The sequence below is a fragment of the Actinoplanes sp. NPDC049681 genome (assembly GCF_044465265.1).
GTDB lineage: Bacteria > Actinomycetota > Actinomycetes > Mycobacteriales > Micromonosporaceae > Actinoplanes.
In genome coordinates this window covers 115,053-130,756 of record NZ_JBITLP010000005.1, presented here as the reverse complement: position 1 = coordinate 130,756, position 15,704 = coordinate 115,053, and the positions used below count along the sequence as shown (strand labels likewise).

General features: G+C 70.3%; 14 protein-coding genes. 6 read left to right on the top strand and 8 right to left on the bottom strand.

All coding sequences use genetic code 11. From position 1 onward, the window contains the following. Window position 1 precedes the first annotated feature (1 nt). Window positions 2-589, bottom strand: a complete 588-nt coding sequence (locus ACIBO8_RS18950; RefSeq protein WP_396116540.1) for a DUF4360 domain-containing protein — start codon at window positions 587-589, stop codon at window positions 2-4. Between the two features lie 130 nt (window positions 590-719). On the opposite strand from ACIBO8_RS18950, the gene ACIBO8_RS18945 reads away from it, so the two are divergent. After that, window positions 720-1,013: a hypothetical protein gene (locus ACIBO8_RS18945; RefSeq protein WP_396116539.1), complete on the top strand. Its 294-nt coding sequence runs from the start codon at window positions 720-722 to the stop codon at window positions 1,011-1,013. A gap of 95 nt (window positions 1,014-1,108) precedes the next feature. On the opposite strand, the gene ACIBO8_RS18940 is transcribed toward ACIBO8_RS18945, so the two are convergent. The 4 genes from ACIBO8_RS18940 to ACIBO8_RS18925 all read right to left on the bottom strand — a co-directional run bounded on the left by ACIBO8_RS18940 (window position 1,109) and on the right by ACIBO8_RS18925 (window position 4,142). After that, on the bottom strand, window positions 1,109-2,605 hold the full coding sequence (locus ACIBO8_RS18940) for a sulfatase (protein ID WP_396116538.1): 1,497 nt from the start codon (window positions 2,603-2,605) through the stop codon (window positions 1,109-1,111). A gap of 99 nt (window positions 2,606-2,704) precedes the next feature. Continuing rightward, the gene (locus ACIBO8_RS18935; protein ID WP_396116537.1) at window positions 2,705-3,406 is read right to left on the bottom strand and encodes a WXG100 family type VII secretion target; all 702 of its coding nucleotides are present in this window, start codon (window positions 3,404-3,406) and stop codon (window positions 2,705-2,707) included. Continuing rightward, the gene (locus tag ACIBO8_RS18930) at window positions 3,403-3,723 is read right to left on the bottom strand and encodes a hypothetical protein (RefSeq protein ID WP_396116536.1); all 321 of its coding nucleotides are present in this window, start codon (window positions 3,721-3,723) and stop codon (window positions 3,403-3,405) included. The genes ACIBO8_RS18935 and ACIBO8_RS18930 overlap by 4 nt, the downstream gene beginning before the upstream one ends. A 5-nt stretch (window positions 3,724-3,728) precedes the next feature. After that, the gene (locus ACIBO8_RS18925; RefSeq protein WP_396116535.1) at window positions 3,729-4,142 is read right to left on the bottom strand and encodes a YbaB/EbfC family nucleoid-associated protein; all 414 of its coding nucleotides are present in this window, start codon (window positions 4,140-4,142) and stop codon (window positions 3,729-3,731) included. Between the two features lie 249 nt (window positions 4,143-4,391). Between ACIBO8_RS18925 and ACIBO8_RS18920 the strand changes: the two genes are divergently transcribed. Further along, window positions 4,392-6,758 carry a hypothetical protein gene (locus tag ACIBO8_RS18920; protein WP_396116534.1) on the top strand — a complete coding sequence of 789 codons (2,367 nt, stop codon included), beginning with the start codon at window positions 4,392-4,394 and terminating at the stop codon, window positions 6,756-6,758. A 51-nt stretch (window positions 6,759-6,809) separates the two neighbouring features. Here the strand turns inward: ACIBO8_RS18920 and ACIBO8_RS18915 are convergent, their stop codons facing one another. The 3 genes from ACIBO8_RS18915 to ACIBO8_RS18905 all read right to left on the bottom strand — a co-directional run bounded on the left by ACIBO8_RS18915 (window position 6,810) and on the right by ACIBO8_RS18905 (window position 11,009). Next, a complete protein-coding gene (locus tag ACIBO8_RS18915; RefSeq protein WP_396116533.1) occupies window positions 6,810-7,886 on the bottom strand; it encodes an ATP-binding protein in 1,077 nt (358 codons plus the stop codon). Between the two features lie 39 nt (window positions 7,887-7,925). Further along, on the bottom strand, window positions 7,926-9,707 hold the full coding sequence (locus ACIBO8_RS18910) for a carbohydrate-binding module family 20 domain-containing protein (protein ID WP_396116532.1): 1,782 nt from the start codon (window positions 9,705-9,707) through the stop codon (window positions 7,926-7,928). A gap of 249 nt (window positions 9,708-9,956) precedes the next feature. Beyond that, window positions 9,957-11,009 carry a LacI family DNA-binding transcriptional regulator gene (locus tag ACIBO8_RS18905; protein WP_396116530.1) on the bottom strand — a complete coding sequence of 351 codons (1,053 nt, stop codon included), beginning with the start codon at window positions 11,007-11,009 and terminating at the stop codon, window positions 9,957-9,959. A gap of 154 nt (window positions 11,010-11,163) precedes the next feature. On the opposite strand from ACIBO8_RS18905, the gene ACIBO8_RS18900 reads away from it, so the two are divergent. The 4 genes from ACIBO8_RS18900 to ACIBO8_RS18885 are packed head-to-tail and all read left to right on the top strand — an operon-like array spanning window position 11,164 to window position 15,595. Next, window positions 11,164-12,405 carry an extracellular solute-binding protein gene (locus tag ACIBO8_RS18900; protein WP_396116528.1) on the top strand — a complete coding sequence of 414 codons (1,242 nt, stop codon included), beginning with the start codon at window positions 11,164-11,166 and terminating at the stop codon, window positions 12,403-12,405. Beyond that, window positions 12,405-13,994, top strand: coding sequence for an ABC transporter permease subunit (locus ACIBO8_RS18895; RefSeq protein WP_396116527.1), 1,590 nt, complete (start codon window positions 12,405-12,407; stop codon window positions 13,992-13,994). The genes ACIBO8_RS18900 and ACIBO8_RS18895 overlap by 1 nt, the downstream gene beginning before the upstream one ends. After that, window positions 13,991-14,833, top strand: a complete 843-nt coding sequence (locus ACIBO8_RS18890) for a sugar ABC transporter permease (RefSeq protein ID WP_396116526.1) — start codon at window positions 13,991-13,993, stop codon at window positions 14,831-14,833. The genes ACIBO8_RS18895 and ACIBO8_RS18890 overlap by 4 nt, the downstream gene beginning before the upstream one ends. A gap of 12 nt (window positions 14,834-14,845) precedes the next feature. Continuing rightward, on the top strand, window positions 14,846-15,595 hold the full coding sequence (locus tag ACIBO8_RS18885) for a ZIP family metal transporter (RefSeq protein WP_396116524.1): 750 nt from the start codon (window positions 14,846-14,848) through the stop codon (window positions 15,593-15,595). The last annotated feature ends 109 nt before the right edge of the window (window positions 15,596-15,704 follow it).

Genomic DNA, 15,704 nt, shown 5'->3' with positions numbered 1-15,704 from the left:
GTCAGCAGCTGCGGAAGGCCAGGTGGTACGTGGCGGCGACCGTGCCGTCGGTCGAATCCATGGTGATGTAGCTGGTGGGCGCGTCGTCCCGGTCGGCCAGGGCGCGCAGCTCGGTGTCGATGTCGACCTTGCTGTCCTTGCCGCACGGGCTGTAGACCGGGCTCGTGCCCACGACGTCGGTCACCAGCCAGTCGTCGTCGAACCCGCTGCCGAAGGAATGCACCGTGGACGACGGCGCGCCCGAACCCTGGAAGTGGTAGCGCCCCGACAGCGTCGCCGAGCCACCCGGCTCGAGGTGGGCGAAGCCGCGGTAGTCGACCGACGGGATGGCGTACGAGACACCGGGCGGCACGGTGAGCCGGACGGTGATGCTGCAGGTGCGGCGCTCGTCCTTGTTCTTGGTGGCGGCGCCGGCCTGGGCCAGGTAGGTGCTGTACAGCACGGTGAAGGCCTGTTTGTCCTGCGACAACGCCACCGCCACCGTGTCCGGCCGGCAGCCGCTGCCGTTCACCTTCACCGTCTCGACGGTGACGGTGCCGGTGGCCGGGCCCGTCGCCAGTAATACGGCGGCCAGCACTGTTCTGAGCATGAAAGACTCCCTACCTGCCGACGGCACGGTATCGACAGTTATCACTGCCGTCAACGCCGGGAGGGGTGCGCCGTCAACGACATCGAGTTTCCGCTACCGCCCGGCCCGGGAGGAGCCGCACGAGCTTGTCGTGTCCGTCCACATCGACGGCGTGGACCTCGGCGACCTCGCGGCCGACGCGGGCAGGCCGCTCTGGGCGCTGGAGGTCGACGACGACGACTTCGACTCGGACGACGAGCGGGAGCGGTTCATCGCCGAGAGCCACGACGGCTCTCCGCCGCGGAGGTCGGCGGGCCGGACCGGCATTCCCGGGGCGAGATCGACCCGTACTACGGCGGTTACGGCACGGGCGAGGTCCTGCTGCTCGGGTGCCCGTGCGGTCTCTGGCTGCTGGCGCGCATCGACGTGGGGGCCCACGCGGTGACCTGGTCGGCGTTCCGGCAACCGTGCCGTCCCCACTGGGGCATGCTGCTCGGACCCTCACCTTCGATCGCGTGACCTATCGGGAACGGCTGGCGGTCAGCCCGTGACGCGGTCCGCCGAGCGGCAGGACGCGGCGCGGCAGGTGGTCAACCGCTTCAACGCCCGGTGCAGAGCCGCACGCCGCGCCGCCGGCAGCTGCTCCACGATGTTGCGCAGCTGGTGCGGATCCTGCCGCCGGTTGTAGAACTCCCGCGACCCGTCGACGTACTCGACGTAGGTGTACGCCGCGGTGCGCAGAGCCGCGTAGGTCGGCGGGTTGCCGCTGCCCGGGCGGGGACGGTCCGGGTCGGAGGGGTCGAAGTCGGGGCCGTGATGCTCGATGAGCGCGGCCGTGCGCCAGTCCGCGGGCGGGGGACCGGCGAACAGCGGGGTGAGGCTGCGGCCGTCGACGTCGGCGGGCACCGGGACGCCGGCCAGGTCGGCGAAGGTGGGCCGCAGGTCGACGTTCTGCGCCGGCGCGGAGACGGTACGCCCCGCGTCGACGCCCGGCCCGGCCACCACAAGAGGCACCCGCACGTCGGTGTCGAACGCCGTCTGCTTGCCGGGGTTCAGGCGGTACTCGCCCGTGTGGAAGCCGTTGTCCGAGCTGAACACGACCACGGTGTTGCGGTCGACGCCCGCCCGCGCCAGGGTGGCCTGCAGCGACCCCAGCATCCGGTCGACCGCCTGCACCGCCTGCACCCGCTTGCGGAACACGACGTCGATCTGCGCGCGCTCGTCCTCGGTGAGCGGCGGCCGGCCGGCCAGCCACTTCGGCGCGCCGGCGGGCAGCGCGTCGAAGGCCGGCCCGCGCGGCGCGGTCAGGCCGGGAAAGGCGTCGGCATCGCGCGGGGCCGGGGTGTACGGCGAATGCGGCGCGAAGGTCGCCAGCTCGACCAGGAACGGCGTACGGGAAGCAGCCGACTCCTCGATGAACGCCGACGCCTTGGCGCTGATCACATCGGTCAGATAGTCGTCCGGCTCGTGGCCGTAGTGGCGCACCACGTGATTCTCGTTCAGCTCGTAGCCGTACTGGCCGTACGCGTCACCGCCGACGTACCACCCGCTCCACCCCGGCGGCACGTACGGACGCCCGCCACCGATCGTGTTCTCCGGCTGATACCGGTTGAGGTACTTGCCGAACAACGCCGTCCGGTACCCGGCCCCCTGAAGGTCCGTGGCGAACGTCCGGCTCTCGTGGCCCCGCCGATGGAACATCACGAACCCGCCGTCGATACCGCCGTTGGTGAAGACGCCGGTCCGGTGCGGCACCTTGCCGGTCAGCAGCGACGCCCGCGACGGGCAGCACAGCGAGTCGGTGACGGTGTAGTTCGTGAAGGTGACACCGCGGCTCTGCAGGGCCCGCACGTGGGGCATGTACCGCACGAGATTCACCGACAGGTCGTCGGTCAGCACGAACACGACGTTCGGCCGGGCATCCCCGCCGCCCACGGGCGGGGACCCGGCGGGCGCGGCCGGTGTGCCGTTCGGCGTGCAGGCCGACAGAAGGAGGGCGGCGGCCAGTGATACGGCCAGGCGGGAACGAGAAGCCATGTACCGGACATTACGGGCGAGCTCGCCGTCAATGCATCCGGGCGGCCGCCTTCAACACCTCGAGTACCTGCCCGTACCGATGGCAGCGGGCGTCGTGACTCAGCCGTTCAGGAGCCGGGTCAGGTTGGTGAGGCTCGTGATCAGGGCGGTGGTGTACGTCAGGATGCGTCCCGCCCACTTCACCACCGCCGCGACGATCTGCTCGGCGATCAGCGGGATCGTCACCACGAAGATGGCCTCGGCGGCCCAGACGATGACGCGGGCGACCAGGTCCGCGATGAGATCCCGCACGATGTCGCGGGTGAACTGCACGAGGTTGCCCGCGGCCTCGGTGGCCGCCGCCATCGCCGCGGCGACCGCGCCCAGGCCGCCGATCGCTTCGACGTTGTGGCCCATCAGGTTCGTGTATGCCGAGCCCGCCCGGCCCTGCCAGTCGGGCAGGTCGCCGTGGAGGTTGCTCTGCAGCGCAGAGGCCATGTCGCTCAGCTCGGCGGCGATGTTGTTCCAGGTCGCGGCGTGCGAGGCGACCACGTCGGGCATGCCGGTGAGCTCGTCCAGCACCGAGCGCAGCGGCTCGAAGTATTCCATCGCCCAGCCGAGGCCGTTGGCGAGCAGGGCGCTGAACGGGTCGAGGGCGGTCGCGGCCACCTCCACCGCGAAGGCGCCGCCCGCCAGCAGGTCGTCGACCCAGCCCTCGCTCTTGATGGCGGTGACCAGGCCCTGGAAGCTGTCGGCCAGCGACGCCCCGGTCCACGGCTCGCGGGTGGAGACGACGCCGGCGATCAGGGAGGCGTCGCTCATCGGCCCAGCCCTTCGCCGGCCTTGCGGATCGCGTCGGCGGCGCCCGCGTCGACCTCCTCGTACGCGTCGGCCACGGCGGCCAGTTCGTCCGCCGCGAGGGCGAGGTTCTCCTCCACGTATGCGACCAGGCTGTCCTGGCGCTGGTGGCGGCCCTCCAGCACGGCGGGGAGCCAGCTGCAGAGCAGCCCGTACGCGCCGTCGTCCTGGGCGATGTGGGTGCTGGCCGCCCGTACCGCCGCGAAGCGGGCGCGGATCGCCTCGACGTTGCGGATGTGGCGGCGGATCTGTGCCGCGTCGACCAGGAAACCGTCGGTCACCGGGCTCACCGGCCGTCCCGTTGCGGCGCGGCGCCCCGCAGCCGCTCGCCCACCTGGGCCGCGATCGCCCGGGCGGCGGGGGACTCGGTGCCGACCGTTTCGGCGATGATCTCCTGCGCCCGGTCGGCGGCCCGGCGGCGGGCCTGCTGGATGGTCGTCATGATGGTCCGGGCCACGACCTCGGGATCGACCTGCCGGATGCGGGGGCCGAGCCGGAGGTCGACCAGGGCGCCCTGCGCATCGACGGTGACCTCGACCATCCGGTTGTCGTCGGCGGCGGTGGTGCGCAGCTCGCCGAGGCGGTCGCTCATCGCCTTGGTGTCGGCGGCCAGCCGGTCGATCCGGCCCTTCCAGGCCGCCAGCCGGTCCAGCGCCTCGCCGGGCTGGAGCAGCGGATCCGGGTCGCCTGGAATGTCCATCTCGCCCCGTACGACGACTGCAGTCGATGGGCCATCATAACGATCCGGCGCACGGCGGCTGCCGGGGCGGGACGGCCGGGGCGGCGACTCGACGGTCAATGGCGGGGTGGCCGAGCGGCCGAGGAGTACGACCATTCGGGCAGGACAGACCAATCACTCGAAGCTAAGGTCCCGGGCATTCCACCCGTACGTTGACCAGCGAATGCACCCGGACGGGAACCCGCCGGAAACCGACAAGCTGGAGTGGAATTGATTCGCCAACCTCGTCGCCCGCTGCGAACGGCGCTGCGCGCACTGCCCGCCGTCCTGATCGCCGCCGCCGTGCCCGTGCTACCGCTCGGGTCGGTGGCTGCGTACGCCGCGACCGAGCAGCCGGACGCGCCCTACTCGCTGGACGCCACGGTCAGCCCGGCGCCGCTGACCACCACCGCCTGCGCCGCCGACCTGCGGTGCGCCCTGGTGGCCTCGCCGACCGGCGGAGACGACTACACCGTCCTGCAGAACGCGCTGAACGCCGCCGGGACCCGCGCGACCGCCGCCGTCGTCGACGCCGACGGCACCGTCGTCACGCCGGCCGTGCCCGGCACGGTGCTGCTCGGGGAGGGCACCTACTCGATCACCAAGCCGCTGAAGCTGCCGGTCAACGTGAACCTGCGCGGCTCGAGCATCAAGACGACCGCCATCAAGATCGACGACGCGGCCCCGTGGGCCAACTTCGGGTTCTCGTTCATGATCCGGCCCGCTGCCGACCAGTCGCTGACGGCCGAGCCGTCGCCGGGCAGCGTCAACACGGTCTCCGACCTGACCCTGAACGGCCGCTGCATCAAGGGCAAGGGCGGCTACTCGGAGACGGGCAGCAAGGAACCCACCATCGTGCCGGAGGATCCGGCTCTGACCGGGTGCGAGAGCAGCCTCGGCAACGACAACAACAGCGGCGGCGGCATCAAGGTGGGCAACCGCTGGACCGTGCAGCAGGTGCGGTTCACCAACTTCAACTACTTCAAGCTGTGGGTGAAGGCCACCCGTGACGTCCACATCATCGACAACCGGTGGGACAACTGGTTCGGCGCCGGCAGCGGCGACGAGGACAACATCGGCGGCGGTAGCGACAACACCGGCACCGTCATCGAGAACAACCAGTGGGACCAGACGATCCGCGGCAACGCCTTCGACTTCACCCACGCCCGCAACGTGACGTTCCGCAACAACAAGGTCGTCGCCAACCGGTACTACGCCGACCAGCGCAAGGTGACCGGCTACGGTTCCGTCTACCTGGAGTCCGTCGTGGGCGGCACCTTCAGCGACAACGACCTGAAGGGCGCCAACATCGTCCTCAAGTCGAACGCGAACTACGACCACTCGGGCGAGAACTTCGACGTCACCAACACCCGCGACGTCGTCGTCACCCGGAACCGGATCCACGACACGTTCAACACGGCCATCACCGCCGTCTACGACGACTACGCGCAGGGCACCACCACGCACGTCCGCTACCCCGGCGGCAACAACACGATCACCGACAACGTGATCACCAACACCGCCGAGAGCGCGATCCTGATCACCGGCGTGAGCAACGCCGACAAGAACGCCGCGGACACCGTCACCGGCAACCAGATCACCAACGTCGGCGTTCGCGGGTCCACGCAGTACTCCGGCTTCGACAGCGTCGGCATCGCGATCGGCATCGGCAACGGCGACAAGGTGCACCACAACTCGATCGCCGACGACCAGGCCTGGCCCACCAGCTGGTACGGCATGCAGATCGGCTCGAGCACCACCAGCGCCGTCTCGGTCACCAACATCCAGCTGACCGACGCCAACGGCGACGGCTGGAACACCACCAGCCGGCTGCTCGGCGGCCAGCGCAAGTACGGCGCGCTCGCGGCCCTCGCCCCGACCGGCCTGACCGCCCCCAACGGCGCGTTCACCTGGTCGGAGTCGGTGGCGCAGGACCCAGCCACCTACAGCCCGGTCGGCGGCTACCGCGTCTACCGCAACGGTGTCGAGGTCGCCTACTACCCGGTCGGCAGCCCCGTCATCCCGGGCAACCTGTACTCGGCAGACCAGTCCGGCATGGAGAACGGTGTCGCCGGCTACACCGCCAACGGCGCCACGGTGGCGGCCAAGACCGGTGACGCCGCGGTCGGCAACGGCTCGATGCTGGTCACCACCGGCAGCACCACCCGTACGGTCACGGTCAACGGCCTGGCGGTTCCGGTCACGGCCGGCACCACGTACACCTCGGTGACCTCGTTCAAGGCGCTCACCAGCGGCGGCCGTTCGGTCCGGACCGGCATGACCTGGCGTGACGCCACCGGCAAGAGCCTCGGTCAGTTCGCGCCCAACCACCGCAACACCGTCGCGTCGACCAGCAACTGGGTCACCTCGTCGTACACCGCCGTGGCCCCGGCCGGTGCGGTGACGGCCCAGCCGTTCCTGGTGATCGACAACTCGATCGCCGGCGAGCAGCACCTCATCGACCGTGTCGGCCTCGTCGCCGGCACCAACACCGAGGGCTGGACCGACGGGGCCTACGCCCCGGGCAACCGCTACCAGGTGGTCGCCTACCGGGTCGGCGACTTCCAGAACTCCACCCCGGCCACCGTCATCGGCTGACCGGAAGCACGCACGGAGCGGGGGGAGCGGGGCCGGTCGGTCCCGCTCCCCTCACTCGTCCGGCAGGTACGTCTCCACCCGCAGGCCCCCGTCGTCGCCCGGCTCGGCGGTGACCGTGCCGCGGTGGGCGTGGACGATCGAGCGGACGATCGCGAGGCCGAGGCCCGCGCCGCCGCTGTGGTCGATGCGGTCGGAGCCGAGGCGCTTGAACGGTTCGAACAGGCCCGCCACGGCATCGGCGGGCACCGGCCGGCCGGTGTTGACCACGGTGAGGGCGGGGGATCCGCCCACCGTGACGTGGATGGTGCCGCCCGGCCGGTTGTACTTGATCGCGTTCTGGACGAGGTTGGTGACCAGGCGTTCCAGCAGCACCTCCTCGCCCGGGACGGTCCGCGGGGTCAGGTCGGCGGTGAGGGTGAGCCCGGCGGCGGCGGCCTGGTCCTCGAGGGCGGTCAGGACCGAGGCGGCGATCTTGTCGAGCTGCTGCGGCGTACGGCCGGTGAGGCCCTGGTCCACCTCGGTCAGCACGAGCAGGCCCTCGATCAGTCGTTCGTTGCGTTCGTTGGTCTGCAGCAGCTGCGTGGTCAGCAGGGCCATCTGGTCCGCCGACAACGTCGTCGCCATGCCGACCTCGATCAGGGTCCGCTGGACGGCGAGCGGGGTGCGCAGCTCGTGCGAGGCGTTGGCGGCGAAGCGGCGCTGGCCCTCGTAGCCGGCGGCGATCCGGTCCATCATGGTGTTGAGGGCGCCGGACAGGGCGGTCAGCTCGTCGCGGCGGTTGCCGCCGGTGGCGATGCGGAAGCCCAGGTTCTGCGGCCCGACCTGGGCGATGACCGGCACCATGTCGCGGACCGGGCGCAGGCACCACGCGGCGAGTGCCCGCGCGCCGATCAGCAGCAGCACCGCCAGGACCGCGTAGAGGGCGGCACGGATCTTCCAGCTGTCCACGACGATCCGCCCGCACGGCCGCACGGCCCGCGGCAGCACGGTCAGGTCGCAACCCCACCCCTGGTCCACCCAGAACGCGATGTCCCACGAGTACGCGGATGCGAGGAAGCCGCCGGTGAGCAGGACCGCCGAGACCAGCATGAGCCGCATACGCAGGCTGCGCCGCAGGACGAAGGTCACGGCGCGATGATGCCGCGCAGTGTCAAACGCCGGACGGGCTCACCGCCAGGAATCGCTCCACGTCGCGCTGCAGGGCGACGAGGAGGGGGTGGTCCGGGTGCGATCCGGATCGCTCTCCCAGATCACCGCCGACCCCTCCTTCTTGATGTACTTGTACTGCACCGAGGTGGCACCGGGCAGCGAGACGGTGGCGGTCCACACCGGGTACGACGCGGAGGACAGCGGGACCGCGGAGGCCGGGTTCCAGTTGCCGAGGGCCGCGGTGTTGCCGGTGACGTAGACGTTCTGGCCCCAGGTCGTCGTGACGTTCGCGGCGAAGGAGACGGAGGCGGCCGGGCAGCCGGCCGGCTGGGTCCCGGTGCCCCGGGCGTTGATGTGCAGCGCCAGCGCCGAGTTCGCCGCGACGGTGGCGGTCACCTGCCCGGCCGCGTTCACCGCGTACGCGGGCCCGGAGCAGGACCCGCCGGTGGCATCGCCGGCCATCACGTCGCAGTAGGTGCCGGCGGGCAGCGACGTCTGGAAGGTACGGGTCAGCGCCGAGCCCGAGCGGTTGAACGCGACGTACGCGGCGCTGCCACGGCCGAAGGCGATCTGGTTCGAGCCGTTGCTCCACCAGTTGGTGACGGCGGCGCCGGCGGCGGCGTTGCGCAGCGCCACCATGTTGGCCGTGGTCCGCGTACGGTGCTCGCACTGCCAGCCGTTGCCGCAGCTCACCGCGGTGGTGGTGCCGTCGGCCGAGGCGGGCGGGCCGGCCTCCGGGTCGGTGAAGGTGAAGCTCGACATGACCTGGGGGATCCCGTACGGCCAGGCGATCATGAACGCCTCGGCGAGCGCGTACGGGGCGCCGTCCTTGTAGGTCAGCTTCGCCCGCCCGTTGCGCTGGGTGTCGTGGTTGTCGACGAAGGCCACCGCGTCGCCGGACCCGAGGCGCATCCGGTCGGCGAGGGTGTTCAGCCCCGAGAGCGTGCCGTCCTTGAAGGCGCCGCCGACCACGTCGCCGTAGCGGAACTCGGTGACGTCGCCGATGCCCGTGTACTCCTCGGGCGCGGGCTCACCGCTGCCGCCCTCGATGACCTCGCTGAAGACGTACGGGTCGCCGGTGACCGGATCGACGATCGCGGCCAGGTCGGCGGCGGGCAGGTGCTTGGCCGCGTCCACCCGGAAGCCGTCGACCCCCAGGGACACCAGGTCGTTCAGGTACGCGGTGAGCTTGCCGCGCACGTACGAGGACTCGGTCTTCAGGTCGGAGAGGTCGACGAGCTCGCAGTTCTGGACCTCCCAGCGGTCGCCCCAGTTGACGATGTCGTCGTTGCCGTTGCGCCCGCAGTGGTGGAAGTCCCCGTTGCCGTACGGCACTGCCGGGTACGCGTACTGGGAGTACGTCGAGCCGCCGCTGCCGGTGCCGGTCGAGGAGCCGCCGGCCATGTGGTTGACCACCGCGTCGACGTAGATCTTCACGCCCGCGGTGTGGCACGTCTGCACCATGCTCGCGAAGGCGGCCCGGTTCCCGCGGCGGCCGGTGAGCTGGTAGCTGACCGGCTGGTAGTCCTGCCACCAGGGGTAGCCCTTGGCCGGCAGCACCACGTGCTCCTGGGGCGGCGAGACCTGGACGCCGCCGAAGCCCTTGGGACCGAGGACGGTCGTGCACTCCTTGGCGACCGAGGCCCAGGGCCACTCGAAAAGGTGCACGATGACGTCCTTGGCGCCGGGCGAGGCGGCCGAGGCCTCCGCCCGGCCGCCGTGCCGGACGACGCCGGCGGCGAGGAGGGCCGTCGCGAGCAGGGTGGTCACCGCGGCGGCGACGACCGGACGGGTACGCATGGGAAGCCTCCAGGGGCGCGAGCAGCGGATGAAACTCCTTGCGCAAGTGGAGGAAAGTTAGCAGCGTGTTTCGGCATCGTAAAGAGAAAGCGTTCAATGCCCCGCGGCAATTTGTGCCGAACATCCGGTTTGGCTTACAGCGAGCTTTACTTACCGGCGGGCGTGTCGCCGAGGAACCCCAGGTAGCAGCAGCGGGCCCTCACTGGAAGGCCCGCAACAACTTTCAAAGATCAAGTTAACAGGTACGACTCATGCGGCGGAAAACTTCACACTCTCCGGGCCGTGGTCGCTCTTGTTGATGGCGGTGGAGCCCCGGACCACCAGCTCGGGCGGGAAGACGTACTCCGAACGCGGCGCGCCGTGCCCGTGGATCTCGTCCACGAGCTGCCGGATGGCGGCGTTGCCCATGGCGGCCACCGGCTGGCGCAGCGTGGTCAGGGGCGGGTCGGTGAAGGCGATCAGCGGCGAGTCGTCGAAGCCGACCACCGACACGTCGCGCGGCACGCTCAGCCCGCGCCGGCGGGCGGCCCGGATCGCACCCAGCGCCATCAGGTCCGAGCCGCAGACGATGCCCGTGACGCCCTTGGCCAGCAGCTGCCCGGCCGCCACCTCGCCACCCTCGACGCCGAAGAGCGTCAGGGCGACCATGTCGTCCACCTCCCGGTCGCGCAGGCCGAGCTCGCGGCGCATCGCCGTACGGTAACCGTCCAGCTTGCGCTGCACGTTGAGGAACCGGTCCGGGCCGGAGATGAAGCCGATGCGCTGATGGCCGAGGGCGACCAGGTGGTTGACCGCGAACTCGCCGGCCAGGCGGTCGTCGCAGGAGATGAACGGGGCGTTCAGGCCCTTGGCGAAGCCGTTGATGAGCACGATCGGCAGCGGCCGGTCCACGAGGCGCCGGTAGCGGTCGTGGTCCATGGTGGTGTCGGCGTGCAGGCCGGAGACGAACACGATGCCGGACACCTGCCGGTCCAGCAGCATCTCGACGTACTCGTCCTCGGTCACGCCGCCCGGGGTCTGGGTGCACAGCACCGGGGTGAAGCCCGACTGCGACAGCGCCGACTCGATCGTCTGGGCGAACGCCGGGAAGATCGGGTTCTCCAGTTCCGGGACGATGAGGCCGACGAGTCCCGCACTGCGTTTGCGCAGTCTTTCGGGCCGTTCGTAGCCCAGGACGTCGAGGGCGGTCAGCACCGCCTGCCGGGTGTCGGCGGACACGCCGGGCCGGTCGTTGAGCACCCGCGACACCGTCGCCTCGCTGACCTCGGCCTGGCGCGCGATATCGGAGAGTCGTGCGCGCATGGGCGTCACTGTAGACCCTGGAAGTTCTTGCGGAACGCCTGCAAGCTCTTCCATTGACAGAAACTCCTTGCTAACGTCCCGGCGACGTCAGCAACCTCCCCTCGATCCCACTCTGTGCAGCGGGCGGCCCCGTGCTGCCCAATTGGAGTAGAAAATGCGCATTCGTGCCATAGCCGCGATCGCCCTGATCGCCCTCGCCGCCGGGTGCAGCGGCACCAAGGACACCCCCGGAACGTCGTCGTCCGCCGCCCCGGCGGCCGGCGGCAAGCTCGTGATCTGGGCCGACGACAAGCGCGCCGCCGCCCTCAAGCCCTTCGCCGACCGGTTCGGCCAGGAGAACGGCGTCACCGTCGAGGTGCAGGCCATCTCCAAGGACCAGCAGACCACCTTCGTCACCGCCTCCCAGCAGGGCAGCGGCCCGGATGTGATGGTCGGCGCGCACGACTGGATCGGGAACCTCGTGCAGAACGGCGCCGTCGACCCGGTCCAGCTGACCGCGGCCCAGCAGGCGGCCATCGCCCCCAACGCGCTCAAGGCCGTCACCTTCAACGGACAGACCTACGGCGTGCCGTACGCGACGGAGAACCTCGCCCTGATCCGCAACACCAAGCTCGCCCCCGAGGCCCCCGCGACCGTGGAGGACCTGGTCAAGACCGGTCAGAAGCTCAAGGCGGAGAAGAAGGCGAGCGAGATCCTCTGCCTCCAGGTCGGCCAGAACGGCGACGCCTACCACCTGTACCCGTTCTTCACCTCCGCCGGCGGCTACCTCTTCGGCCGGACGGCGAACGGCGACTACGACAAGAAGGACCTCGGCGTCGGCAAGCCCGAGTCGATCGCCGCCTTCGAGAAGATCCGCAAGCTCGGGGAGAAGGGCGACGGCGCGCTCAAGCGCTCCATCACCGTCGAGAACTCCATCGCCACGTTCACCGCCGGCAAGTGTGCGTTCCTGGTCTCCGGGCCGTGGGCGATCACCGATGCCAAGAAGGCCAAGATCGCGTACGACGTCTCGCCCGTGCCCGGCTTCGCCGGCGGCAAGCCCGCCCAGCCGTTCCTCGGCGTGCAGACGTTCTACGTGGCCGCCAAGGGCAAGAACAAGGCCCTGGCGCAGGAGTTCGTCACCAACTACGTCACCACGCCGGAACTCGCCGTCGCGCTCTACCAGGCCGAGCCGCGGCCGCCGGCGCTGACCGCCGCCTTCGACCAGGTCAAGGGCGCCGACCCGGACCTCGCGAAGTTCGTCGACGCCGGCAAGAACGCCGTACCGCTGCCGGCGATCCCCGAGATGGCGACGATCTGGGACCCGTTCGGCAAGGCCGAGTCCGCCGTCATCGGCGGCGCCGACCCGAAGACCGCGCTGACCGCGGCCGCCAAGACCATCTCCGGCCAGATCAAGTAATGACCGCGCTCCTCGAGCGGGAGACCGCTCCGGCGCAGGCCCCCCGGCCGCGCCGGAGCGGTTCCTCCGGCCGGCTCCTCACCATTCTGCTGCTCGGCCTCACCGCCGCGATCGCCCTGTGGGCCGCCTTCCCGCTGATCGAGCAGCGGCAGTGGGCCGGCCTCGCCGTCCTGGTCGCGGCCACGGCAGGGCTGTTCTACCTGTACGCCGGTAAGCGGCACGTGCCCGCCAAGTACCTGGTGCCGGGCACCCTGTTCCTCGTCGCCTTCCAGCTGTTCCCCGTCCTGTACACGGCGTCGACCGCGTTCACGAACTTCAGCGACGGCCACCGCGGCGACAAGCAGCAGGCCGTCGTGGCCATCCAGACCGCGTCCGTCACGCGCGTACCCGGATCCGCCGAGTACGCGCTGACCGTCGCCACCACCGGCGACGCGGCGACCGGCCCGCTCACCTTCCTGGTCACCGACCCGGCCACCGGCAAGGTTTCCGCCGGGGACGCCGGCGGGCTGGCGGAACTCCCGCCGGGCCGGGCCACCGTGAACGCCGCCGGACGGGTCACCAGCGCGGCCGGGTACACGATCCTCACCGGCGGCCAGGCCAGCGCCCGGAGCCGGGAGATCACCGACCTGGCCGTGCCGACCCCGGGCGGCGCCATCCGATCCCAGGGCCTGTCGCGCGCCTACGAGGGCCGGGCCGGGCGGGCGTACGACGCCGCGTGCGACTGCATCCGGGAGGCCGCCACCGGCAAGACGTGGACCGCCGACGACTCCCAAGGCGCCTTCGTCGGTGCGGACGGCGAACGGCTGGCCCAGGGCTGGAAGGTCGGCGTCGGGCTCGCCAACTTCACCCGCCTCGTCACCGACCCGGCGATCTCCGGGCCGTTCACCCGTACCCTCATCTGGAACTTGATCTTCGCTCTGGCCTCGACCGGCGGAACCTTCGTGCTCGGCCTGCTCTGTGCGCTCGCCCTGCACTCGCCGCGGGTGCGCGGGCGGCGGCTCTACCGGACGCTGCTGGTGCTGCCGTACGCGATGCCGTCGTTCGCGATGCTGCTCGTCTGGCGGGACATGTTCAACACGGACTTCGGCCTGATCAACAACCTGTTCGGGCTCGACGTCGACTGGTTCGGCGGCACCGCGTCGGCCCGCATCGCGGTGATCCTCGTCCAGCTGTGGCTGGGGTATCCGTACATGTTCCTGGTCGCGACCGGTGCCCTCCAGGCCATCCCGGCCGAGCTGACCGAGGCCTCGCGGCTCGACGGCGCGTCGGCGTGGCAGTCCCTGCGCCGGGTCACGCTGCCGCTGCTGCTGGTCGCCCTGACCCCGCTGCTGATCTCGTCGTTCGCGTTCAACTTCAACAACTTCAACGCGATCTACCTGACCACCGACGGCGCGCCGTTCGCCGCCGACAACCCGGCGAACGGGGCCACGGACCTGCTGATCACCTACACCTACCGGCTGGCCTTCGGCGGCTCGGGCGCCCAGTACGGGTTCGCCGCCGCGGTGTCCATCTTCATCTTCGTCATCGTCGCGGTGATCTCGGCGATCAGCTTCCGCCGTACCCGCCGCCAGGAAGAGGTCTACTCATGACGTGGCTGTCGCGCGTGGGGTGGCGGCACGCGGTGGCCGTGCTCGCCCTGATCTTCTCGCTGTTCCCGATCGTGTTCGTGGTGTCGGCCGCCCTCAACCCGCTCGGCACCCTGTCGTCGACGTCGGTGGTGCCGACCGGCGCGTCGCTCGGCAACGTCACCCGCCTGCTGACCGACACGCAGTTCCCTCGCTGGTTCCTCAACTCGGTGCTGGTGGCGGGCGTGTCCGCGGCCGCCTCGGTGTTTTTGTCGGCGCTGGCCGCGTACGCCTTCAGCCGCATGCGTTTCCGCGGCCGGCGGGCCGGCCTCCTGGCTCTGCTGCTCATCCAGATGTTCCCGCAGTTCCTGGCCATCGTGGCGATCTTCCTGATGTTCTCCACGATCACCGACCTGTGGCCGCCGATCGGGTTCAACCAGGCGTGGGGGCTCATCCTGCTCTACCTCGGCGGCGCGCTCGGGGTGAACACGTGGCTGATGAAAGGCTTCTTCGACACCGTGCCGCGGGAACTGGACGAGTCCGCCACGATGGACGGCGCCTCCCACGCCCAGACGTTCTTCCGCATCCTGCTGCCGTTGGTCGCGCCGATCCTGGCGGTCACGGCACTGCTCGCGTTCATCGGCACCATCAACGAGTTCCTCATCGCCAACGTGTTCCTCACCGACACCGGGGCCAAGACCCTGTCGGTCGGCATGTACGGGCTCGTGGCCGGCGAACGCAACAACAACTTCGGCATGTTCTGCGCGGGGACGCTGCTGACCGCCGTACCGACGGTGCTCGTGTTCCAGATCCTTCAGCGCTACATCGTGACCGGTCTGACGTCCGGGGCCGTCAAGGGGTGACACAATCCCGCCATGCCAGAGTGGTTGCAGGCCGGGGGATGGGGACTACTCGCGGGCTCGGCCCTGCTCATCGGGGCCGCGGTCGGCTACCTCCTTCCGGTGCCGAGACACGTGGTGGCGGGGATCATGGGCTTCGGCGCGGGTGTCCTGCTGTCGGCGGTCGCCTTCGAACTGATCGAGGAGGCGAACGAGCGGGGCGGCCTGAGACCCACGGTGATCGGGGCCGTCGCGGGCGCCGTCGTCTACACCGCCTGCAATGTCGTGCTGGCGATGCACGGCGCCCGGCACCGCAAACGCTCCGGCGACCAGCAGCCGTCCGAGAGCGAGGACGCGGGATCGGGTACGGCGATCGCCCTCGGCGCTCTCCTCGACGGCATCCCCGAATCGATCGTGATCGGGGCGAGCCTGCTCGGTGGGGGTGCCGTGGGGGCGGTCACCGTGGCGGCGGTGTTCATCAGCAATGTGCCGGAGGGGTTGTCGAGTGCGGCCGGCATGCGTAATGCCGGGCGGACTCCGCGGTATGTCTTCGGGCTCTGGAGCGCAATCGCTCTGGTCAGCGGGTTGGCGGCGGTGGCGGGGTACACGCTGCTCGGGGGGACGTCGGATGCTCTGCTCGCCGGGGTGACCGCGGTGGCCGCCGGGGCGATTCTGGCCATGGTCGCCGACACGATGATTCCTGAGGCCTTCGAGGATGCTCATCTGTTGATCGGGCTGGTGACCGTGGCGGGGTTTCTTGTTGCTTTCGGGTTGTCTCATGCCTGAGTGATTGCTTGCGGTCGACGGTGGGGGGCCGGGGTGACCAAGACGGCTGGTGGGGCGTTTTATGCCGTACGAAGTCCACCCCGCCCCCCCCAGAGGGTTTTTTTGTCTA

Excerpts from the sequence above, each read along its gene's own strand:
- ACIBO8_RS18950 (WP_396116540.1), bottom strand. The coding sequence starts at position 589 with ATGCTCAGAACAGTGCTGGCCGCCGTATTACTGGCGACGGGCCCGGCC.
- ACIBO8_RS18940 (WP_396116538.1), bottom strand. The coding sequence starts at position 2,605 with ATGGCTTCTCGTTCCCGCCTGGCCGTATCACTGGCCGCCGCCCTCCTT.
- ACIBO8_RS18935 (WP_396116537.1), bottom strand. The coding sequence starts at position 3,406 with ATGAGCGACGCCTCCCTGATCGCCGGCGTCGTCTCCACCCGCGAGCCG.
- ACIBO8_RS18925 (WP_396116535.1), bottom strand. The coding sequence starts at position 4,142 with ATGGACATTCCAGGCGACCCGGATCCGCTGCTCCAGCCCGGCGAGGCG.
- ACIBO8_RS18910 (WP_396116532.1), bottom strand. The coding sequence starts at position 9,707 with ATGCGTACCCGTCCGGTCGTCGCCGCCGCGGTGACCACCCTGCTCGCG.
- ACIBO8_RS18905 (WP_396116530.1), bottom strand. The coding sequence starts at position 11,009 with ATGCGCGCACGACTCTCCGATATCGCGCGCCAGGCCGAGGTCAGCGAG.
- ACIBO8_RS18900 (WP_396116528.1), top strand. The coding sequence starts at position 11,164 with ATGCGCATTCGTGCCATAGCCGCGATCGCCCTGATCGCCCTCGCCGCC.
- ACIBO8_RS18895 (WP_396116527.1), top strand. The coding sequence starts at position 12,405 with ATGACCGCGCTCCTCGAGCGGGAGACCGCTCCGGCGCAGGCCCCCCGG.
- ACIBO8_RS18890 (WP_396116526.1), top strand. The coding sequence starts at position 13,991 with ATGACGTGGCTGTCGCGCGTGGGGTGGCGGCACGCGGTGGCCGTGCTC.
- ACIBO8_RS18885 (WP_396116524.1), top strand. The coding sequence starts at position 14,846 with ATGCCAGAGTGGTTGCAGGCCGGGGGATGGGGACTACTCGCGGGCTCG.